At 63.8% G+C, this 16,533-nt stretch carries 12 protein-coding genes and 2 pseudogenes; 8 read left to right on the top strand and 6 right to left on the bottom strand.

Going from position 1 to position 16,533, the window contains the following annotated elements; genetic code table 11:
* Nucleotides 1-3 precede the first annotated feature (3 nt).
* Complete coding sequence (locus NWF24_RS33155) at nucleotides 4-1,569, bottom strand: M48 family metalloprotease (protein WP_258352213.1); 1,566 nt, start codon at nucleotides 1,567-1,569, stop codon at nucleotides 4-6.
* 53 nt (nucleotides 1,570-1,622) lie between these two features.
* Between NWF24_RS33155 and moaC the strand changes: the two genes are divergently transcribed.
* Entirely contained in the window at nucleotides 1,623-2,105 is a 483-nt protein-coding gene (moaC, locus tag NWF24_RS33150; RefSeq protein ID WP_258352212.1) for a cyclic pyranopterin monophosphate synthase MoaC, read from the top strand.
* Between the two features lie 8 nt (nucleotides 2,106-2,113).
* On the opposite strand, the gene NWF24_RS33145 is transcribed toward moaC, so the two are convergent.
* Nucleotides 2,114-3,802: a PglL family O-oligosaccharyltransferase gene (locus NWF24_RS33145; RefSeq protein WP_258352211.1), complete on the bottom strand. Its 1,689-nt coding sequence runs from the start codon at nucleotides 3,800-3,802 to the stop codon at nucleotides 2,114-2,116.
* Nucleotides 3,803-3,960: 158 nt separating this feature from the next.
* On the opposite strand from NWF24_RS33145, the gene NWF24_RS33140 reads away from it, so the two are divergent.
* The 7 genes and pseudogenes from NWF24_RS33140 to NWF24_RS33110 form a co-directional block, all read left to right on the top strand.
* Nucleotides 3,961-4,461: a type IV pilin protein gene (locus NWF24_RS33140; RefSeq protein WP_258352210.1), complete on the top strand. Its 501-nt coding sequence runs from the start codon at nucleotides 3,961-3,963 to the stop codon at nucleotides 4,459-4,461.
* The gene (locus tag NWF24_RS33135) at nucleotides 4,455-5,060 is read left to right on the top strand and encodes a prepilin-type N-terminal cleavage/methylation domain-containing protein (protein ID WP_258352209.1); all 606 of its coding nucleotides are present in this window, start codon (nucleotides 4,455-4,457) and stop codon (nucleotides 5,058-5,060) included. Before NWF24_RS33140 ends, NWF24_RS33135 begins: the two co-directional genes overlap by 7 nt.
* A gap of 2 nt (nucleotides 5,061-5,062) precedes the next feature.
* Nucleotides 5,063-5,470, top strand: a complete 408-nt coding sequence (locus tag NWF24_RS33130) for a fimbrial assembly protein (protein WP_258352208.1) — start codon at nucleotides 5,063-5,065, stop codon at nucleotides 5,468-5,470.
* A gap of 26 nt (nucleotides 5,471-5,496) precedes the next feature.
* Nucleotides 5,497-6,642, top strand: a complete 1,146-nt coding sequence (locus NWF24_RS33125) for a PilW family protein (protein ID WP_258352207.1) — start codon at nucleotides 5,497-5,499, stop codon at nucleotides 6,640-6,642.
* A complete protein-coding gene (locus NWF24_RS33120) occupies nucleotides 6,639-7,235 on the top strand; it encodes a pilus assembly PilX family protein (protein WP_258352206.1) in 597 nt (198 codons plus the stop codon). The genes NWF24_RS33125 and NWF24_RS33120 overlap by 4 nt, the downstream gene beginning before the upstream one ends.
* Nucleotides 7,236-7,252: 17 nt before the next feature.
* Nucleotides 7,253-11,416, top strand: coding sequence for a PilC/PilY family type IV pilus protein (locus NWF24_RS33115; RefSeq protein ID WP_258352205.1), 4,164 nt, complete (start codon nucleotides 7,253-7,255; stop codon nucleotides 11,414-11,416).
* A 215-nt stretch (nucleotides 11,417-11,631) separates the two neighbouring features.
* Nucleotides 11,632-11,858 (top strand): annotated as a pseudogene (locus NWF24_RS33110) (IS5/IS1182 family transposase); the annotation flags it as partial.
* 417 nt (nucleotides 11,859-12,275) lie between these two features.
* On the opposite strand, the pseudogene NWF24_RS33105 reads toward NWF24_RS33110, so the two are convergent.
* The 4 genes and pseudogenes from NWF24_RS33105 to NWF24_RS33085 form a co-directional block, all read right to left on the bottom strand.
* Nucleotides 12,276-12,590: pseudogene (locus tag NWF24_RS33105) on the bottom strand (IS3 family transposase); the annotation flags it as partial.
* Between the two features lie 100 nt (nucleotides 12,591-12,690).
* Entirely contained in the window at nucleotides 12,691-13,206 is a 516-nt protein-coding gene (locus tag NWF24_RS33100) for a pilin (RefSeq protein WP_309148852.1), read from the bottom strand.
* Between the two features lie 208 nt (nucleotides 13,207-13,414).
* A complete protein-coding gene (locus NWF24_RS33090; RefSeq protein ID WP_258355398.1) occupies nucleotides 13,415-14,218 on the bottom strand; it encodes a 3',5'-cyclic-nucleotide phosphodiesterase in 804 nt (267 codons plus the stop codon).
* Between the two features lie 29 nt (nucleotides 14,219-14,247).
* Nucleotides 14,248-16,503 (bottom strand): CHASE2 domain-containing protein, encoded by a 2,256-nt coding sequence (locus tag NWF24_RS33085; protein ID WP_258352204.1) that lies wholly within the window; start codon nucleotides 16,501-16,503, stop codon nucleotides 14,248-14,250.
* Nucleotides 16,504-16,533: the final 30 nt, after the last annotated feature.

Here is a 16,533-nt window from a genome sequence, read left to right as displayed (position 1 = left end):
GCGTCACTTCAGCGGCGGCTCCGCGGCCTGCTCTTTCACCAACGCCTCCACTGTCCGCGCACGGGTGTCGATGATCGACGCCTCGTAGTGGTCGACCACCCTGGACTGGCGCACGAGTTCCTGCGCGGCCTTGAAGCGGTCGCGCGCGGCCGGGTAGTCGAGGATCGCCACGTTCGCCTCGGCATCGGCGCGCACCGCGCGCAGCGTGTCGTTCTGGGCACCGTAGAGATTGGCGAGTGTGCGCCACGCCGTGGCGTCGCGTGGGTTCGCGGCGACCCAGTCGCGCAGCACGGGAATCATCGGCGCGGGCTGGCGCATCGCCGTGGCGGCTTCGGCGGCGAGCATCATCTCGGGCCGCTCCTTCGACTTGGCGTCGAGCAGCACAGCTGCCTTGGGGGCCGCGCCTGCGGCGAGTTCAATCTCCGCGCTGAGCCAACGCGCCTGCTTCGCTGCGGCCGGGTCTTCCGCCGTACGTGCGACCAGTCGTTCGACCAGCGTGCGCGCGCTCTTGTAGTCGCGCATTTCCTTGGCCGACAGCGCCGCTGCGTAGAGCGTGCCGGCCTGCTGGGCCGGTGAGCTTTTCGCGAACTCGCCGCTGGAGGCCGATTCGATCCAGAGCCGCAGCACGTCGACGCCCGGGCGCGTCAGCACGCGGGCGCGCGAGGCGATCATCGCGTGGTCCATGGCCAGCGGAACCGGCGGCGCCGCGTCCATGCGGAACTGGAAGCGACCCTGCATGTCGGAGATGCGCTCGGTCGTCAGCGGGTGGCTGCGCAGGTAGGGGTACGAGCCGTTGTCGTTGAGGCGCGAGGCGTACTGCAGCTTCTCGAACATCGCGGCCGCGCCCTGCGGCGCGAAGCCCGCCTGCGTCATCACGCCGAAACCGATGCGGTCAGCCTCGCGCTCCATGTCGCGCGAGAAGCTCAGCTGGTTCTGCATGAACAGCGCCTGGCTGCCCATGATCACGGCCTGGCCTGCGTCACCGTTGCGGCTCTTGCCGGCCGCGATCATCCCGAGGATCAGGCCCGCGATCATCAACGGCATCTGCTTGCCCTGCTTGCTCATGATGCGCGAGATGTGGCGCTGCGTGACGTGCGAGAGCTCGTGCCCGAGCACCGTGGCCAGCTCGTCGCGACTGCCGACCACCGCCACCAGGCCGAGGTTGAGCCCAAGGTAGCCGCCGGGTAGCGCGAAGGCGTTGATGTTGCGGTCGCGGCCCAGCAAAACGGTCCAGGCGAAACGCTCGTCGAGTTCGGGCGTGAGCTCGCCGCGCGCGCGGGCGGCCGTCAGCAGGCGCTGCCAGATGTCTTGTACGTAGGCAGCGATCACCGGGTCGTCGATGTAGTCCGTGTCGCGATACAGCTCGCGGGCGATCTGGTCGCCGAGGTGGCGCTCGGCGCTGGCGGTCATCTCGCCGCCGTCGCCCATCCCGGGCAGGATCTGCTGCATCTGCGCCAGCGCGGGCACCGGCAACAGCACCTGTGAAGCTATTAAAAAAGTAGCGCACAACGACCGCAAGGCAGGCATCGGCAGGCTTTTCGTGGGGCGATGGAGAGTCAAGCGCGGCATTCCTCGTCTGTGGCTCGGGCTCGTATGATGCATCTTCAAAACGAACGTTCACCATGAGCACTCTCACCCATTTTGACGCCCAGGGCCAGGCCCACATGGTCGACGTGGCCGGCAAGCCCGCAACCCACCGAGTGGCCGTTGCCACGGGCCGCATCGAGATGCAGGCGGCGACGCTGGCGCTGATCGAGTCGGGGACGGCGAAGAAGGGCGACGTGCTGGGCATCGCACGGATCGCGGGGATCCAGGCTGCGAAGAAGACGAGCGATCTGATTCCGCTGTGTCATCCACTGGCGTTGACGCGGGTGGCGGTGGCGTTTGCGCTTGCCGATGCGGGGAGCGTGCCGCAAGTGGTCTGCACGGCGACCGTCGAGACTGTCGGGCCGACGGGGGTGGAGATGGAGGCTTTGACAGCGGTGCAGGTGGCGCTATTGACGATCTACGACATGTGCAAGGCGGTGGACCGGGGGATGCGGATCAACGATGTGCATGTGCTGGAGAAGCATGGGGGGAAGTCGGGGAGCTGGGTGGCGCCGTAGCCGCACCACTAGCGAGCGGCGCCTTCGTCTGCATCCTCTCTCATCCAGCGGGCGAAATCCGACGGGAACGCGTCCCTGAAGCGCTCCGCCTGTGCCCTGGCCTCGTCTTCGAGGCCGAGCAATTCAGCGCTTTCGATCAGCTTGACGATGACGCGTGGCTCCGGCGAGAAATGCATGATGCGCCGCGCCAGTTCATGCACCGCGCCGGCATTAGCTCGCGTGACCGTCGTCAGCGTTAGTTCGGCGAATTGCACTTGGTTGGCAAAGAACCGGGAGCTGCGGATTTTCGCCAACGTGTTGTCTTCATATTGCGCGAGTCGCTCCTCGCGAGGCAGGTAGATCTGGCTGATGCGGACGTAGTCCCAGCCTGCATAGCCTGCAATACCCAACAGGGCCGCAGCGGCGAACGGGGCCGCCTTTGCCACGGATCGGGCGCTCCGGCTTGGCCACAGCAGTCCGATGCAAAGTCCGAAGATCAGTTGGAACGGTCCGTACCAGAGTGGATATTCGAGCAGGCTGTGCAGGACGATCGCCCAGAGCATGCCCCAGCCCATGAGCCGAACCGGGTCGCGCTCGTGCCATGGCCGAGCGGAAAGAATCAGCCAGAGAAAGCCGCCGCAAATCAGCACCGCCGCGGGAATACCGAGTTCGACCGCGAGATGCAGCGGCAGGTTATGCGCGTTATCGAGGATCTCGACAAAGCGCCCACCACTGTACGAAGTGCTGTAGTGAGCAAAGGCCAGTTCACCCCAGCCCCAGCCAGTCCAAGGGTGCTCTGAAATCAGCGCCAGCACGTTGCGCCATAGCAGCAGGCGGCTGTGATCGTCGGGCGCGCCGGTCTTCAAGCGCTCGATCATGCTTTCGACCGCACCACCGCCACCACCGGCCAGTCGAGGAAGCACCCAGGCGATCAAGAAGTACAACGGGATCGTCGCCAACAGCCATTTCGGGGCCGGGAGGCAATACGAGGCCGTCGAGCCTACCGGTACGTTTTGCCGCTCTCGCCTTGCGATGAAGGCTGCTATACCAGTGATCGACAGCAGTTGCAGAAGGCCGGTGCGCGAAGTCGACGCTGCGGCGGCGATCAGCAATAGTCCACCCGCTGCCAGGAGACCGCGCCGCGCGCGCGATGCGTCGCTGGTGGCGTAGAGCCACAGGGCGGCACACCAGGCCAGGCTGATCAGCGTAGCAAACTGGTTGCGCTGACGCAGGTTGCCGTAGGCCTGCCCCAGGGCCGGAGACGTGGTCCACGGCACGAGCGGTTCGGCAAGACCGTAGTACTGCAGCAAACCAAGGACCGCGCTGACAAGACCGGCGACAAGCACGCCCTTGGCCAATAGCGAGGAAGCTGCTTGACCGTCGCGCGCCAGTCCGCTGCCGACGCTCGCCGCCGACGCGATTCCTGCGATTGCGAGACAGGCCGGCCCCCATGCAGTCAGCGCGCCCCACCCGGAAAGTGCGACAAGAAAGCCTCCGAGACCCAGCCATCCTCCGACTGCGAGAGCAGGCCAGCCGACGGGGCCCGTCAAAAGAAGCGCCGCGAGGCAAACCCAGGAAACCAGCAACTGCCACACGTTGACGGACGGACCGGCGACCAGGGGGCAGAGAAAAGGCAGTGCGACGAGAACCGTACGGGTGACGTCAAGAGCCTTGGAGGCGGGCAGAGCGGAACTGGCGGGCGCTGCGTAAGACGTCATCCGACCGATTGTGCCGGGCCGACTTGCCGACGAATGGTCATTGCCGGGAGATGGAAGGTTTTGCAAAAACAAACATCTAGAGACATCCTTTAACAACTCTGTGTAATTGTTTCCCACCCGTTTCCGGCTCTGCCGGGCGGGGCTTAAAGGTGTCTTTGATGAAACAACAAACTGCTCGAAACCGGCTCACCTCCCGTGACCAGTCTCGTGGCTTCACCCTGATCGAAATCATGATCACGGTGGCGATCATTGGCGTGCTCGCAGCGATCGCGATTCCAAGCTATCAGGACTATGTGCGGCGCGGGTACGTGGTGGACGGCACGAATGGGTTGTCCACCATGCGTGCGGACATGGAGAGGTATTTTCAGGACAACCGAACGTACGAGAAGGTGAGCGCCACGGTGCTGCCGCCTTGTCATGCCGATTTGGATGAGAGCAAACGCAAGTTCGGCAACTTCGTGGTCAGTTGCGCCGGAGCGGCCGGTCTCAAGCCCACGCAATTCACGCTCACGGCAACGGGAAGTGGACCGGCCAACGGCGTTATTTACACCATCACCGAACTCAATGTGCGCGCCACGACGGGCATGCCCTCCGCGTGGTCGGGCTGGACAACGTCCTGCACTACTTCCTGGATCGTCAAGAAGGGCCAAGCATGCTGAAAACCAGCTTCTCCCAGCGTCATCGCAGGGGGTTCACGCTGGTCGAAATGATCGTCGTGGTGGCAATCATGGGGCTGCTCGCGGCGCTCGCTGCGCCGTCGATGCTCGGCTGGGTACGCAACAACAAGATTCGCACGGTCAGCGATTCGCTGCAGAACGGCTTGCGGCAGGCTCAGGCAGAGGCCACCCGCCGCAGCCGGCAAGTGGTGTTCTCGCTCACGGACGACAAGCCAACAACCACCAGCTATACAGCCAAGGCCTCAGGCAGCAACTGGGCCATCAGCACGGTGGTCCCGACCGACTCCGATGCAACAGCGGCATTTGTCGAAGCGGGCATCCTGCGCGATGTCGGCTCCAGCGTGGCGATTTCCGGCCCCATCTCCATCTGCTTCAGCTCGATCGGCCGCATCGTGGCAAACGACACGCCGGGCCCCACCAGCGCGAAGTGCACAGCCGCAGCCGTCCAGTACGACATCTCGATGAGCGACAGCAAGACGGGTGACCGCCCGCTGCGCGTCCTCGTCTCGCTGGGTGGGCAAGTCCGCATGTGCGACCCGGCGAGAACCCTTTCAGCCACACAGCCCGACGGCTGCCCCTAGCGATGAAACACCCACGCGAAACAACTCGCCGCCGCCGCAGCCAGGCCGGCATCGCACTGCTTGAAGTTCTGGTGTCAGTACTGCTCTTTTCCCTGGGCTTGCTGGGCCTGATCGGCCTGCAGGCACGCGCCGTCAGCTTCTCGGTGGATGCCGAAGACCGCAACCGCGCGGCGCTGCTCGCCAATGAAGTGGTGGCGCTGATGTGGCTCAACCAATCATCCACGGTGCCGGCCGCGGCGCTGGATGCCTGGAAGCTGCGTGTCGCCACGCCGACGACCGGTGGTTTGCCCAATGGCGTCGGCAAGGTCGACGTCGCCGGCACAGGCAAGGCGGCCGACGTGACTATCACCTGGCAAGCCCCGTCGCGCAGCACGGGCAGCCAACTCACGACACATGTGGAGCTGCCTTGATAAGTATTCAGCAACCCAGGCGCGCGATGCGCGAACGCGGCCTCACCTTGATCGAGCTTCTGGTTGCCATGGTCATCGCATTGGTGGTGACGCTGGCAGTCACAAGCGCCGTGATCTTCGGCGAATCGACCAAGCGCACGACCACGTCCGTCAACGACATCAATCAATCGGGCTCCTACGCCGCCTACCTGCTGGACCGCGCAGTGCGCAGCGCCGGCTCCGGCTTCACCCAGTCGTGGGACCTGGGCGTATTCGGGTGCAAGCTGCAGGCCAAGCGCAGCAACACAGCGATCCTGCCGCGCACCACGGTTTTCCCGGTGCCGTTCGAGAAATTCCTCGGCAACGCTACCGGTGTCGCAGATCTGCGCGTCGCACCGCTGCTGATCGGCAAGGGGCAGTCGTCGGACGGCAAGTCCGACGTGCTGATGGTGATGGGTGGAAATGCCGCATCCGGCGATGTTCCGCGCCCGATCATCTCGGCAGGTGCAAGCGACAACATTGTTCGACTGGACAACACAGTGCAGTTGAAGAAGAACGACATCGCGCTGGTCAGCCAGGTCGGCACCACGGACTGTCTGCTCGAGCAGGTCGACTCCTCCTTTGTGGACAGCGCGAACAACGAACTCGCGACGCTCAACGGCACCTACTACACCGCAGGCGTCGGCACGACGCTGGCCTCGCTGGCGGCCAGCGGCAGCGCTTACTTCACGCCGCTGGGCAACGGTGCGGCCAACAACGTGCAGTTTCAGCTCTTCAGCATCGGTGCAAACAACACGCTGGTCAGCTACGACCTGCTGCGCAGCGACGGCACCGACGCCCCACAGACCCTGGCCGACGGCGTCATGGAGATGCATGCGCTCTATGGCCTGGACACCAATACGGACGGCATCATCGACACGTGGAAGGCACCTGATGCTACGGGCTTCGACATCAGCACCATGATGAAGGACGGGAAGCTCAGCAGGCAGGTGGTCGCCGTGCGCGTGGGACTGATCCTGCGTAGCGCGACCCTCGAGCGCGACCTCGTCTCGCAGACCATTCCGGAAATGTTCAGCGACACGGGCCTCAAACGCGACGCCGTCACTCTCACGAACGACGACCGTCGCTACCGTTATCGCGTCGTCGAATTCACCATCCCGTTGCGCAACATCCTGTTGCTGCCCAAATCATGATTACTTCCTTGCACCGGCAGCGCCGGGAGCGCGGCGTTGTGCTGCTCATCTGCCTGATCGTTCTTGTCATCCTGCTCGCGGGCGGCGTGGCGGTGATGCGCTCGATGAACACATCACTTTCCGGTGCCGGCAACCTTGCCTTCAAGCGCGACCTCGTCAACCAGGGCGAGCAAGCGGGGGTCAAGGCCTTGGCGCTGTTCAGCACTGGCGCCCTGTCTGCCGTGGGCGCCGACTACAACGACGCGAAGGCGTCGAACTACAGCGCGGTCAGGCTCGACTCCAACGACCGCGGCATTCCGCTCGCGCTTCTGAAGGACGATCTCTACAACGCCAAGGCATCCGACACCATCGAACGGACCGCAGATTTCGTGAAGATCCGCTACCTCATCGACCGCCTGTGCAACACCTCCGGCGCCGCAAGCAAGAGCACCTGCGTCTACGCCCCCGCCACCACCGACGTGCGCGGCGGCAGCGTCCAGGAATCGGGACGCCCGCCGCCGCCCAAGGCGCTGGTCTACCGACTGAGCGTGCGCGTGGACGGCCCTCGCGACACGCAGGTCTTCCTGCAGTCCTCCTTCACGAAGCCCGAATAACGCATCGCGGAAGAACCATGAACAAGATTTCCATCCTTGCCGCGCGTCTCGCCGGCACCGCAGCGCTGGCCGGCGCATTCCTCGGCATGCCTGGGTTGGCTGGCGCTGCCAGTCTGGCGGACCAGCCGGTCTTCGCCACGTCCAACGTGCCCGGCAACCTGGCGCTGACGCTGTCTGTGGAATGGCCGACGGCCTCCCGCACCGCGCACACCGCCGCCTACTCCAGCGCCAGCACATTCCTGGGTTACTTCGACCCGGCCAAGTGCTACAGCTATGTGGTAGACACCACCGCCAACGAAACCAACACCGGCGACAAGAGCTTCTTCGATCCGACGGCCGTGGGCACCAACCGCAAGTGCGATGGCACGAAGTGGAGCGGCAACTTCCTGAACTGGGCGGCCACGGCGACCATCGACCCGTTCCGCTGGGCAATGACCGGCGGCAGACGCGTGGTGGACACAGCCACCGACACCATCCTGGAGAAGGGCTATCACGCGGGGCAAGGCCTGTTCGACGACCGCACCCTTCCCACCACCGAGATCGCGGGCGCCACACCGTTCAGCAACGCCACCAGCCTCGGCATTTCGGTCAATGGCCGCAAGTATGCGATGCGCATCACCGCATCCGGTGCGTCGTTGAAAGGCGAGTACTACAACGCCGCCAACAAGACTCTTACAGGCACCCCCACTGTCACGGTGAATCAGGACACCGTGGACCACGACTGGGGCAACGGCGCGCCCGTGACGGGCATTGGCGCGGACAATTTCGCCGCGCGCTTCACGGGCACCTTCGTGGCGCCTTCCACCGGCACCTACACCTTCCGGGTGCGGGCGGACGACGGCGTGCGCCTGTGGATTTCCGGCGTGCAGTTGATCAACAAGTGGATCGACCAAGGAGCGACCAGCTATGACGCCACAGTCCTGCTCACTGCCGGGCAAAGCTTCGACGTGAAGATCGAGTACTACGAGAACGGCGGCGGTGCGGTGATGCAGTTCCTGTGGAAGAAGCCCACGGACAATGGCTTCAGCACCTTCACCAGCGACATCGGTGCCGCGGTCACCAACGACTACACAATGCGCAACAGGGTATGCAACCCCAACGCACCTGGCGGCGTGGAGAGCAACTGCAAACAGTATGGGAACAACTGGAAGCCCGAGGGCCTGATCCAGCAGTACGCGCGCCGCATGCGCTTCAGCGCCTTCGGCTATCTGAACGAGGACGGCAACGGCCGTGACGGCGGCGTGATGCGCGCACGCCAGAAGTTCGTGGGGCCGCTGCAACCGGTGCCCGGCCTGCCCGACACCAGCAACGCATCGAAGGAATGGGATGAGAACACCGGCGTGTTCGTTCGCAACCCCAACCCGGCCGACGCCACCGCCACCTCGGCCAACGGCGTGACCATTGCCGACAGCGGCGTGATCAACTACCTCAACAAGTTCGGCCAGATCATTCCCGGTAACTACAAGTCGAACGACCCGGTCAGCGAGCTCTACTACGCGGCGCTGCGCTACTACCGCAACCTGGGCAACGTGCCGGAGTGGAGCAACCTCAACACCACCGACACCAACACGACGGCGAAACGCCTCGACGGCTTTCCGGTCATCACCAATTGGGACGACCCGATCCAGTATTCGTGCCAGCGCAACTTCGTTCTGGGCATCGGCGACATCTACACCCACGCCGACAAGAACGTGCCCGGCAATACGAACAACGCGAACGAACCCGCGATGCCTGCAAAGGTCACGGCCGACACGACCGTCGATGCGGTGGTAGCCACCAACAAGGTCGGCCAGCTGCAAGGCATGGGCGACGACCTCGGCACGCGTACCAATATTTCGAACGGCTGCTGCAGCAATAACTCGGCGCGCATGGCCGGGCTTGCCTACGACGCGAACACCAAGGACATCCGGCCTGACGACGCGACCAAGTCAAACACCGTCGGCAAGCAGACAGTGCAAACCTACTGGGTCGACGTGCTCGAGCAGGCTTTCCAGGCGAACAACCAGTTCTACCTGGCGGCGAAGTTCGGGGGACTCAAGATACCCACGAGCATGCAGAGCACTTTCAACCCATACACCTTCAACGACACCATTCCGCAAGCCTGGTGGGCAACAAGCGGCGACATGCTCACGGATACCCGAAACGGCGGCACCACGCAGCCGCGGCCCGACAACTACTTCACCGCGGGCCGACCCGACTCGATGGTGGATGGTCTGACGAAGGCATTCGCGAGCATTGCCAACGCCATCAAGTCGTTTACCACTTCGTTCTCGCTGTCCAGCCCGCAGGTGTCGTCTTCCGGTGCGGCGTCCTATGCATCGCAATATGACTCGAACGGATGGACCGGCGTGCTTTCCGGCAGCCAGCTCACTTTCCCGGCCGGCGTGCCGACTCTCACGGAGATGTGGAACACCTCCACCACGTTGGAAAACCAACTTGCCGGCGCCGGCTGGGATACCGCACGTCGGGTGCTCACCTGGAACGGTACTGCTGGCGTGCCCTTCCGCAAGGCAAACCTGACCTCGGCCCAATCCACCGCACTCGATACGCCGTGGGTGACAGGCGACGACAGCGGCGACTTTCTCAACTATCTGCGTGGCGACCGAAGCAAGGAGAAGACGACCACCGACGACACCAAACCTTACCGCCGCCGCGCATTGCTGCTCGGGGACATCGTGAATGCGAAGGTCACACCCGTAGGACCACCCTCGGGCCAGTTCTCGAACACGGTCAACCCCGGCTATGCGAAGTTCAAGACGGACTACGCCTCCCGACCGACCATCGTCTACGCAGGCGCCAACGACGGCATGATGCACGCATTCAACGGCGCATTGACCGGAACCACCGCCGGCCAGGAGCTGTTCGCGTACGTGCCGAGCATGCTGTTCTCGGGCCCCAGCAGCCCCGCCACGCCGGCGCTCAACGGCTTGGGACAGCTCGGCAACCCGGACTACGAACACCGTTACTACGTTGACGCGTCTCCGAAGACCTTCGACATCGACTTCAATACCGCGGGCGGCGTCTTCACCACCACGACCACCGGCAACAACTCGGACTGGCACACCGTGCTGATCGGCGGTCTTGGCAAGGGTGGCAAGGGCTTCTATGCCATCGATGTCACCGACCCCACAAGCATGACCAGCGAGGACAACATCAAGGGCAAGGTGCTCTGGGAGTTCTCCAGCGCGACCACGGGTGTCGGCAATACCTTGGGCTACAGCTTCGGTACGCCAGTGGTTCTGAAGACCAAGAAGTACGGCTGGGTCGTGGTCCTCACTTCGGGCTACAACAACACCGATGGCTACGGCTATGTGTATTTTGTGAACCCGAAGACTGGCGCGCTGCTCGAGAAGGTGCAAACGGGCAATGCGTCGGCGGGCCTGACGCAGCTGACCGCCTACATCACCGACTTCACGGACGGTACCGCCGACGCACTCTACGCGGGCGACCTGAACGGGCAGCTCTGGCGCTTTGACGTGACGGCGGCGAAGGGCAGCAGCGGTTCCTACCCTGCACCATTGAAGCTGGCGACCCTGGCGGATGCCAGCGGTACGGCCCAACCGATCACGACGCAGCCTCTGATTGAAATCGATCCCAAGAGCAAGAAGCGCTATGTGCTGTTCGGCACAGGTCAACTGCTCGACACAGTGGACATCAATTCGACGGCGGGTCAGTCGTTCTACGCGATCATCGATGGCACTGCGACGGGTTTCGGCAGCGGAGGCACCTACCCGATCACACGCAGCAACCTGGGTGCGCTCACCGAGGCCAACCTGACAGGTACCACCGCGTTCAACCTAGGAACGCAGTTGGGCTGGTATCTCGACCTGGGCAAGGACGCGACTTCGGGGATTACCTGGCGCGTGACGCTGGGGCCGACGTCGTTCAACGGGGTCGTGGTGTTTTCCAGCCTGCTGACCACCGGCGATGCTTGCAGCCCCTCGGGTCAGAGCCGCATCTATGCGGTGAACTACGGGTCCGGCACGACCGCGCTGACCACAGGGGCCGCGTATGTCGGCTACAGCAGTGCGATCACGGACATTCAAATCATCAACAACAACGGCCGGATGCAGGGCATCGCGGGCAATGTGAAGGGTGAAGTGAACCAGCCGCCGATTGACTTCGGCAAGGGGACGGGGCTGCGGTTGTTGAATTGGCGGGAAGTGCCGACGATTGATTGAGGGCGGTTGTTTCAGAGAATTTGAAGGACAGACACCCAACTCGGTAAAGCCGTTCAAGACGCCCGATGAATCTCATCGGGCGTTTTCAGTTGGCTCTGCGAACTCCGCATCCCTGCATAAACCCTGCTGCATCGATATTTCGGGTCTGCCGAATCCCAGGAATCGTTGCGTTGTACAGGTAGCTGAATTCCTCCCCCCGCTCCCGCCGGACCGAGATGATCGACCTTCGTCACTCTTTGGTGGTGCTGACGAACCGCCTTCCTTGGATGCAAACTGAAGAGGCCGCAACCCATTGTTTCGCGCGCCGGATACGCGCCGATCGCGTCCTCCAACACGACGATCTTTTCGGCCCTCCCTATCGGTCGCAAGCGCCAGCGTCGCAACGAGAGGCTGCCTCCGTCTTCCCACTCACCTCATGGTCAGCCTGTCTTGTTTAAAGCACACACCTACAAGTTCGGCGTTGTGCTGCGCGAGCTGATGGGCAGAGCCGGGCGCATCAGCATCTGCCCCGCCAAGAACAAGCACAAGCGCTATGCCCTAGCATGCCAAAAGTCGAGTGCATCGGCCCGCCGGCCTCGCAAATTCGGCGTGAAGGTCAGCATGGCGTGGCGTGGCTGTCGCGCACAAGCGTGGCCTAGTGGTGGTGCTCGTAGCGTCACGGACAACATTGGCTGCAGCCACACACCGGCTCGAGCAGGTGAAGATCCTCACGGAAGACAGAGGCAGCCAGTCTGAACGTCGCCCTGATACTTGTAGCGCGCTCCCAAGACTCTCGCCCAGTAGCTGGTTTGTTGCGCTAGCCCAGCAGACGAAACGACAGCGGAGGCAATTCAGATTCAATTGGAATCTGACCCTGGATTTGGAACAGTTGGGCCTTCTCGTTGGCTTCGCGAAGCTGGACTTCCAGGACCTTGATCTTCTGTTCGGGAATCAGCGGTGCAGCGGGTGCAGATGAGGATTTCTTGATCGGTACTGGCATGGCATGATGCCGCACCCCAGTTCTGGCGGCCATGCTTGCGCAGCCACGCCAGCACGGTCCGGTCGAACGGCCCTGGATGCCGTAGCGCTGCTGGGCCTGCTTGTACGTGAGTTCGCCTTTTTCTACCTAGTCGACCACCGACAGCTTAAAATCCAGGGTGTAGTCCCGCTGTGTGCGTTTGACGCTTGGTTCCATTGACTTGCCTTTTCTTGAGGGAAAAAGGTGTAAATCCAGGTCAGGACGGGTCAGCCCATAAAAAAAGCCGCCCGAAGGCGGCTTTTTTAATTTCTACAACTTACGTAACAGTGCCGTTCTTGCAAGCCGGCGGAGCGTACTTGGAGTCAGCGTCGGTCAGACAGGTCCACGTACCGTTTGCGTCACGCGTCCACTGAATCTTCTTGCCCGCGATAGCAGCAGCTGCATTGCTACCCAACGTGCCGGTGATGGTGTCGCCGCCAGTGCCGGTCAAAGGCGTCTTCACTTGGGGGTAACCATTGCCGCTGGCGGCGGCGCCAGTACCTTGCACTGCGCCCGTCAGAAGGTTAGATGCACTTGCTTGGGGATCGCAAAGGTTGGGAGCAGCCGTGGTCGCGGCACCGACAGTCAGCTTGCCGTCCAGAATACAGGTTTCGACCGATGTTTTCAGCGCGCCAGTTTCGCCAACAACACGCGTCACTTGCGACTTGGCGATGTACGTTTGGTACTGGGGAATCGCGATAGCAGCCAAAATACCAATGATCGCCACAACGATCATCAATTCGATTAGGGTAAAGCCGGCCTGTGCGCGGCGGGCGAGAGTACGACGGTTCATTTAACTAACTCCAGGTTGGTTGGTTGTTACGCCCGGGAACCTGCCCGGAGCGAGGTACCTTCCGCAGCATCTGTGCCACCCGTCCCCGGAGCCTCCTGCTGACCGAACACGTCAACTTTGATCACATTGACGTTACGTCGTGTGACATAAGTTGCTTCAAGATGCCACGTTTGGTGACAAATTTGTCATGCCAACGCATTACCCAGCATCAGCAAATCAGGATCCCATCCGCCTTCAGCCAGCGAATATCCCGCTGTGCCAGCCCCGCCACCTGCTCGTCCATCAGCGCCTCGATCTGGCTCATGATTTCGTCGGTTTCAGTGGGCTTGGTATGGGTGATGTAGATCGGGTATTGCTTTCCCGGCCCGATGTGCGCCAACTCGTCAGCCAGCACCGCGGGCGACAGGTGCAGGCTGCGCTCGGCCAGCGCCTGCTCGCGGCTGCTGAAGGCTGTTTCGATCACCAGCATCGCCACGTCGAGCGCATTCACTCGCTCCCAGAAGGGCGCGTTGCGCTCGGTATCCCCGCTGAACACCCAATGGGCGCCGCCTTCGGCCCGTCGCACGGCAAAGCCGCAAGCCGGCACCGTATGAACCGCGGGCAGCACCTCGACCAGCTTGGGCTCGCGGCTGCCCAGCGGCAGCCGTTGCCCGACCGCAATGTCGTGAAAGCTCACGAACGGCGCCTCGATGCTGGGAATGCTCTCGAAATCCGGCCAGATGACGTTGTTGAACACATGCGCCCGCAGCGCATCGATGGTGGCTTTCAGCGCATGCACGCGCAGCGGCTGAGTGCGGCGGCTGCCCACGGCGTCGAGCATCAGGGGGAGCGCTGCAATGTGGTCGAGGTGGCTGTGGGTGAGCACGACATCGTCGATGCGGACCATCTCTTCGAGCGTGAGGTCTCCGACGCCCGTGCCCGCATCGACGAGCAGGTCCGTGTCGACCAGGAAAGAGGTGGTGCGGCAGTCTTTGGCGATGGCGCCCGAGCAACCCAGCACACGAACCTGCATTGTGAAAGACCCCTTGTATGCGTCTGTCGTCATTTGGTTTCGAACCGGGTCGCGCCATCCCAGTTCGGGTCTTGCGGTCGCAACGCCATCGAGGCTAAACGCTGGGCGTAGAGCTGGTAAAGGACTTTTTTGGCATCGGCGGCGAGCAGGGGGGCCAGCAAGTTTCGGCCCATCGCCCAGTCCTGCCGTCGGTAGGCCGCGAGCACTTCGCTCCAGCGGCCGAGCAGTTGCTGCGTCTGCGCCGCGGCTTCGGGTGTGCGTACGGCCAGAGGCGTAAAAACGGCAACGGCTTGTGCCTTTCCCTTGACGCGAACGCTATCGAGTTCTTGCCAGATGTAGTCGGGCGCCAGTTCGCATGTCGCGCCGCTGGCCACGACTTCCACGCCATAGTGTCCGCTCAGGCCCTCGAGGCGGGATGCGAGATTGACCGCGTCGCCGACCACGGTATAGCTGCGGCGTGCGGTGGAGCCCATGTCGCCCACGCTCATCACGCCGCTGTTGATGCCGATGCCCACGCTGATCTCGGGCCGGCCGCTGGCGCGGTGGATGCGGTTGATGTCGTGCACGGCATCGGCCATGTCGAGCGCGGCCCGCACGGCGAGCGTGGCGTGGTCGGGCGTGTCGATGGGTGCGCCCCAGAAGGCCATGACGCAGTCGCCCATGTACTTGTCGATGGTGCCGCGGTGCGCGCTGATGACGTTGGTGAGCCGGCTGAAGACGGTGTTGAGAAAGGCCTGCAGTTCGGCCGGCGCCATCTGCTCCGACAGACGGGTGAAGTCGCGCATGTCGCAGAACATCACGGTCATGGGCTTGCTCTCGGCGCGCATGCTGTAGCGGCCGGGGTGCTCCATCATTTCGTTGACGAGCTGCGGCGGCACGTAGGTACCGAAGAGCCGCACCAGGCCGCGCCGCGCGCGCGATTCGACGAAATAGCCCCAGCTCATGTTGAACACGAAGGCCAGCGCCGTCATCGCCAGCGTCGACGCCAGCGGCAGCACGAGGCTGTGGCTCACGTACAGCCAGGTGTTGAGCCCGATCAGCGCGGCGATCGTCCCCGCGGCCAGCAGCAGGGCGCGCGATGCCGACAGCAACGACAGCCCGAAGGCCAGCACGAGCCCCGTCACCGCGACCAGCAGCACTTCATAGCCCACCGCGTAGTCGGGCACGCTGAGCAGGCGATGGTCGAGCAGGGCGGAGACAACGTTGGCATGCACTTCCACGCCCGGAAACGCAGCCTCGACAGGCGTGGCGCGCAGATCCTGCAGCCCTGGGGCCGTGGCGCCCAGCAGCACGATCTTGTCTTTCAGCTCGCCCGGCCTGAGCCGGCCTTCGAGCACGTCGGCGGCGGGCACATAGCGGAACGATCCACCGTCCGCACCACCGGGGCCACGAAACGGCACGTGCATGCTGCCCGTGCCGTCGACCGGAATTCGCAGGCGGCCCACTCTCAGCGATTCGAGCTGCGGCGTGGCGCCTCCTCCGGGCGCAAAGGCCGGCTGCACGGGCGGCGATCCGTTCGCGAGGCGGTAGACGGCGAGCCCCAGCGACTCGTAGTAGCCCGGCTGCGCCTTGTCGCCCTCGTAGCGGGCGATGAGCGGAACGCTGCGAATGACGCCGTCGCCGTTGGCACCGACCAGCGTATTCAGGAAACCCGCCATTGGCGCGGCCTGCGCCAGTGCCGGCAGGCTGGCACCGAAGCCGTTCCAGGTCGTTGCGTAGATCCCGCCCGAGGGGAAGACCCCGGCTGGCAGCAAGGGGGCAGCAGGCAGCTGTCCCTTGGCACTCGGCGCCTCGGTCCGCGTGAAGTAGTAGCCCAGTGCCACGCGCCGGCCGCTCAGCGCCGCGGCGAAGGTGGCGTCATGGTCGAGGCCAGGCGCCAGTCGCTCGACCTCGGCGGCCAGCCCCGGCACGCTGCCCAGAGGCCCGCTCGCCATCTCCCGCAGCCTGTCGAGGCCCGAGCTGCGGTCCGGCTCGAGAAACATGACGTCGAAGCCGAGCACGGCCGCCTGCTGGCGGGTCATCAGTTCCGTGGTGAGGCGGGCGATCTTGTCGCGTGCCCAAGGCCATTGGCCCTGGCGCGCCAGGCTGGCGTCGTCGACGTCGATGATCACGACCCGCGCGTCGGGTGTACCCGGCATGGTGGCGCGCAGGCGAATGTCGTAGATCAGCCGGTCAAGGCGTTCGAGCGCGGTCAGCGGCCAGGCGCCGGTGGCATGCGCCAGCGCCAGCAACACGGGCAGCAGGGTGATGGCGATGCGCGGCCAGTGCCGCCGCAGTTCCCTCACGGCGCGGCGTCCGTACGCGCGTTGCCGCGG

The sequence above is a fragment of the Variovorax paradoxus genome, assembly GCF_024734665.1.
In the GTDB taxonomy this organism is placed as follows: domain Bacteria; phylum Pseudomonadota; class Gammaproteobacteria; order Burkholderiales; family Burkholderiaceae_C; genus Variovorax.
Note: the sequence above shows the minus strand (reverse complement) of the source record. Positions and strands in the feature narration are given on the sequence as shown.

What these genes read in the sequence shown, in the direction of transcription:
- NWF24_RS33125 (WP_258352207.1), top strand. Translation starts at nt 5,497, where the DNA reads ATGCGCGAACGCGGCCTCACCTTGATCGAGCTTCTGGTTGCCATGGTC.
- NWF24_RS33140 (WP_258352210.1), top strand. Translation starts at nt 3,961, where the DNA reads ATGAAACAACAAACTGCTCGAAACCGGCTCACCTCCCGTGACCAGTCT.
- NWF24_RS33090 (WP_258355398.1), bottom strand. Translation starts at nt 14,218, where the DNA reads ATGCAGGTTCGTGTGCTGGGTTGCTCGGGCGCCATCGCCAAAGACTGC.
- NWF24_RS33100 (WP_309148852.1), bottom strand. Translation starts at nt 13,206, where the DNA reads ATGAACCGTCGTACTCTCGCCCGCCGCGCACAGGCCGGCTTTACCCTA.
- NWF24_RS33135 (WP_258352209.1), top strand. Translation starts at nt 4,455, where the DNA reads ATGCTGAAAACCAGCTTCTCCCAGCGTCATCGCAGGGGGTTCACGCTG.
- NWF24_RS33130 (WP_258352208.1), top strand. Translation starts at nt 5,063, where the DNA reads ATGAAACACCCACGCGAAACAACTCGCCGCCGCCGCAGCCAGGCCGGC.
- NWF24_RS33115 (WP_258352205.1), top strand. Translation starts at nt 7,253, where the DNA reads ATGAACAAGATTTCCATCCTTGCCGCGCGTCTCGCCGGCACCGCAGCG.
- NWF24_RS33145 (WP_258352211.1), bottom strand. Translation starts at nt 3,802, where the DNA reads ATGACGTCTTACGCAGCGCCCGCCAGTTCCGCTCTGCCCGCCTCCAAG.
- moaC (WP_258352212.1), top strand. Translation starts at nt 1,623, where the DNA reads ATGAGCACTCTCACCCATTTTGACGCCCAGGGCCAGGCCCACATGGTC.
- NWF24_RS33120 (WP_258352206.1), top strand. Translation starts at nt 6,639, where the DNA reads ATGATTACTTCCTTGCACCGGCAGCGCCGGGAGCGCGGCGTTGTGCTG.
- NWF24_RS33155 (WP_258352213.1), bottom strand. Translation starts at nt 1,569, where the DNA reads ATGCCGCGCTTGACTCTCCATCGCCCCACGAAAAGCCTGCCGATGCCT.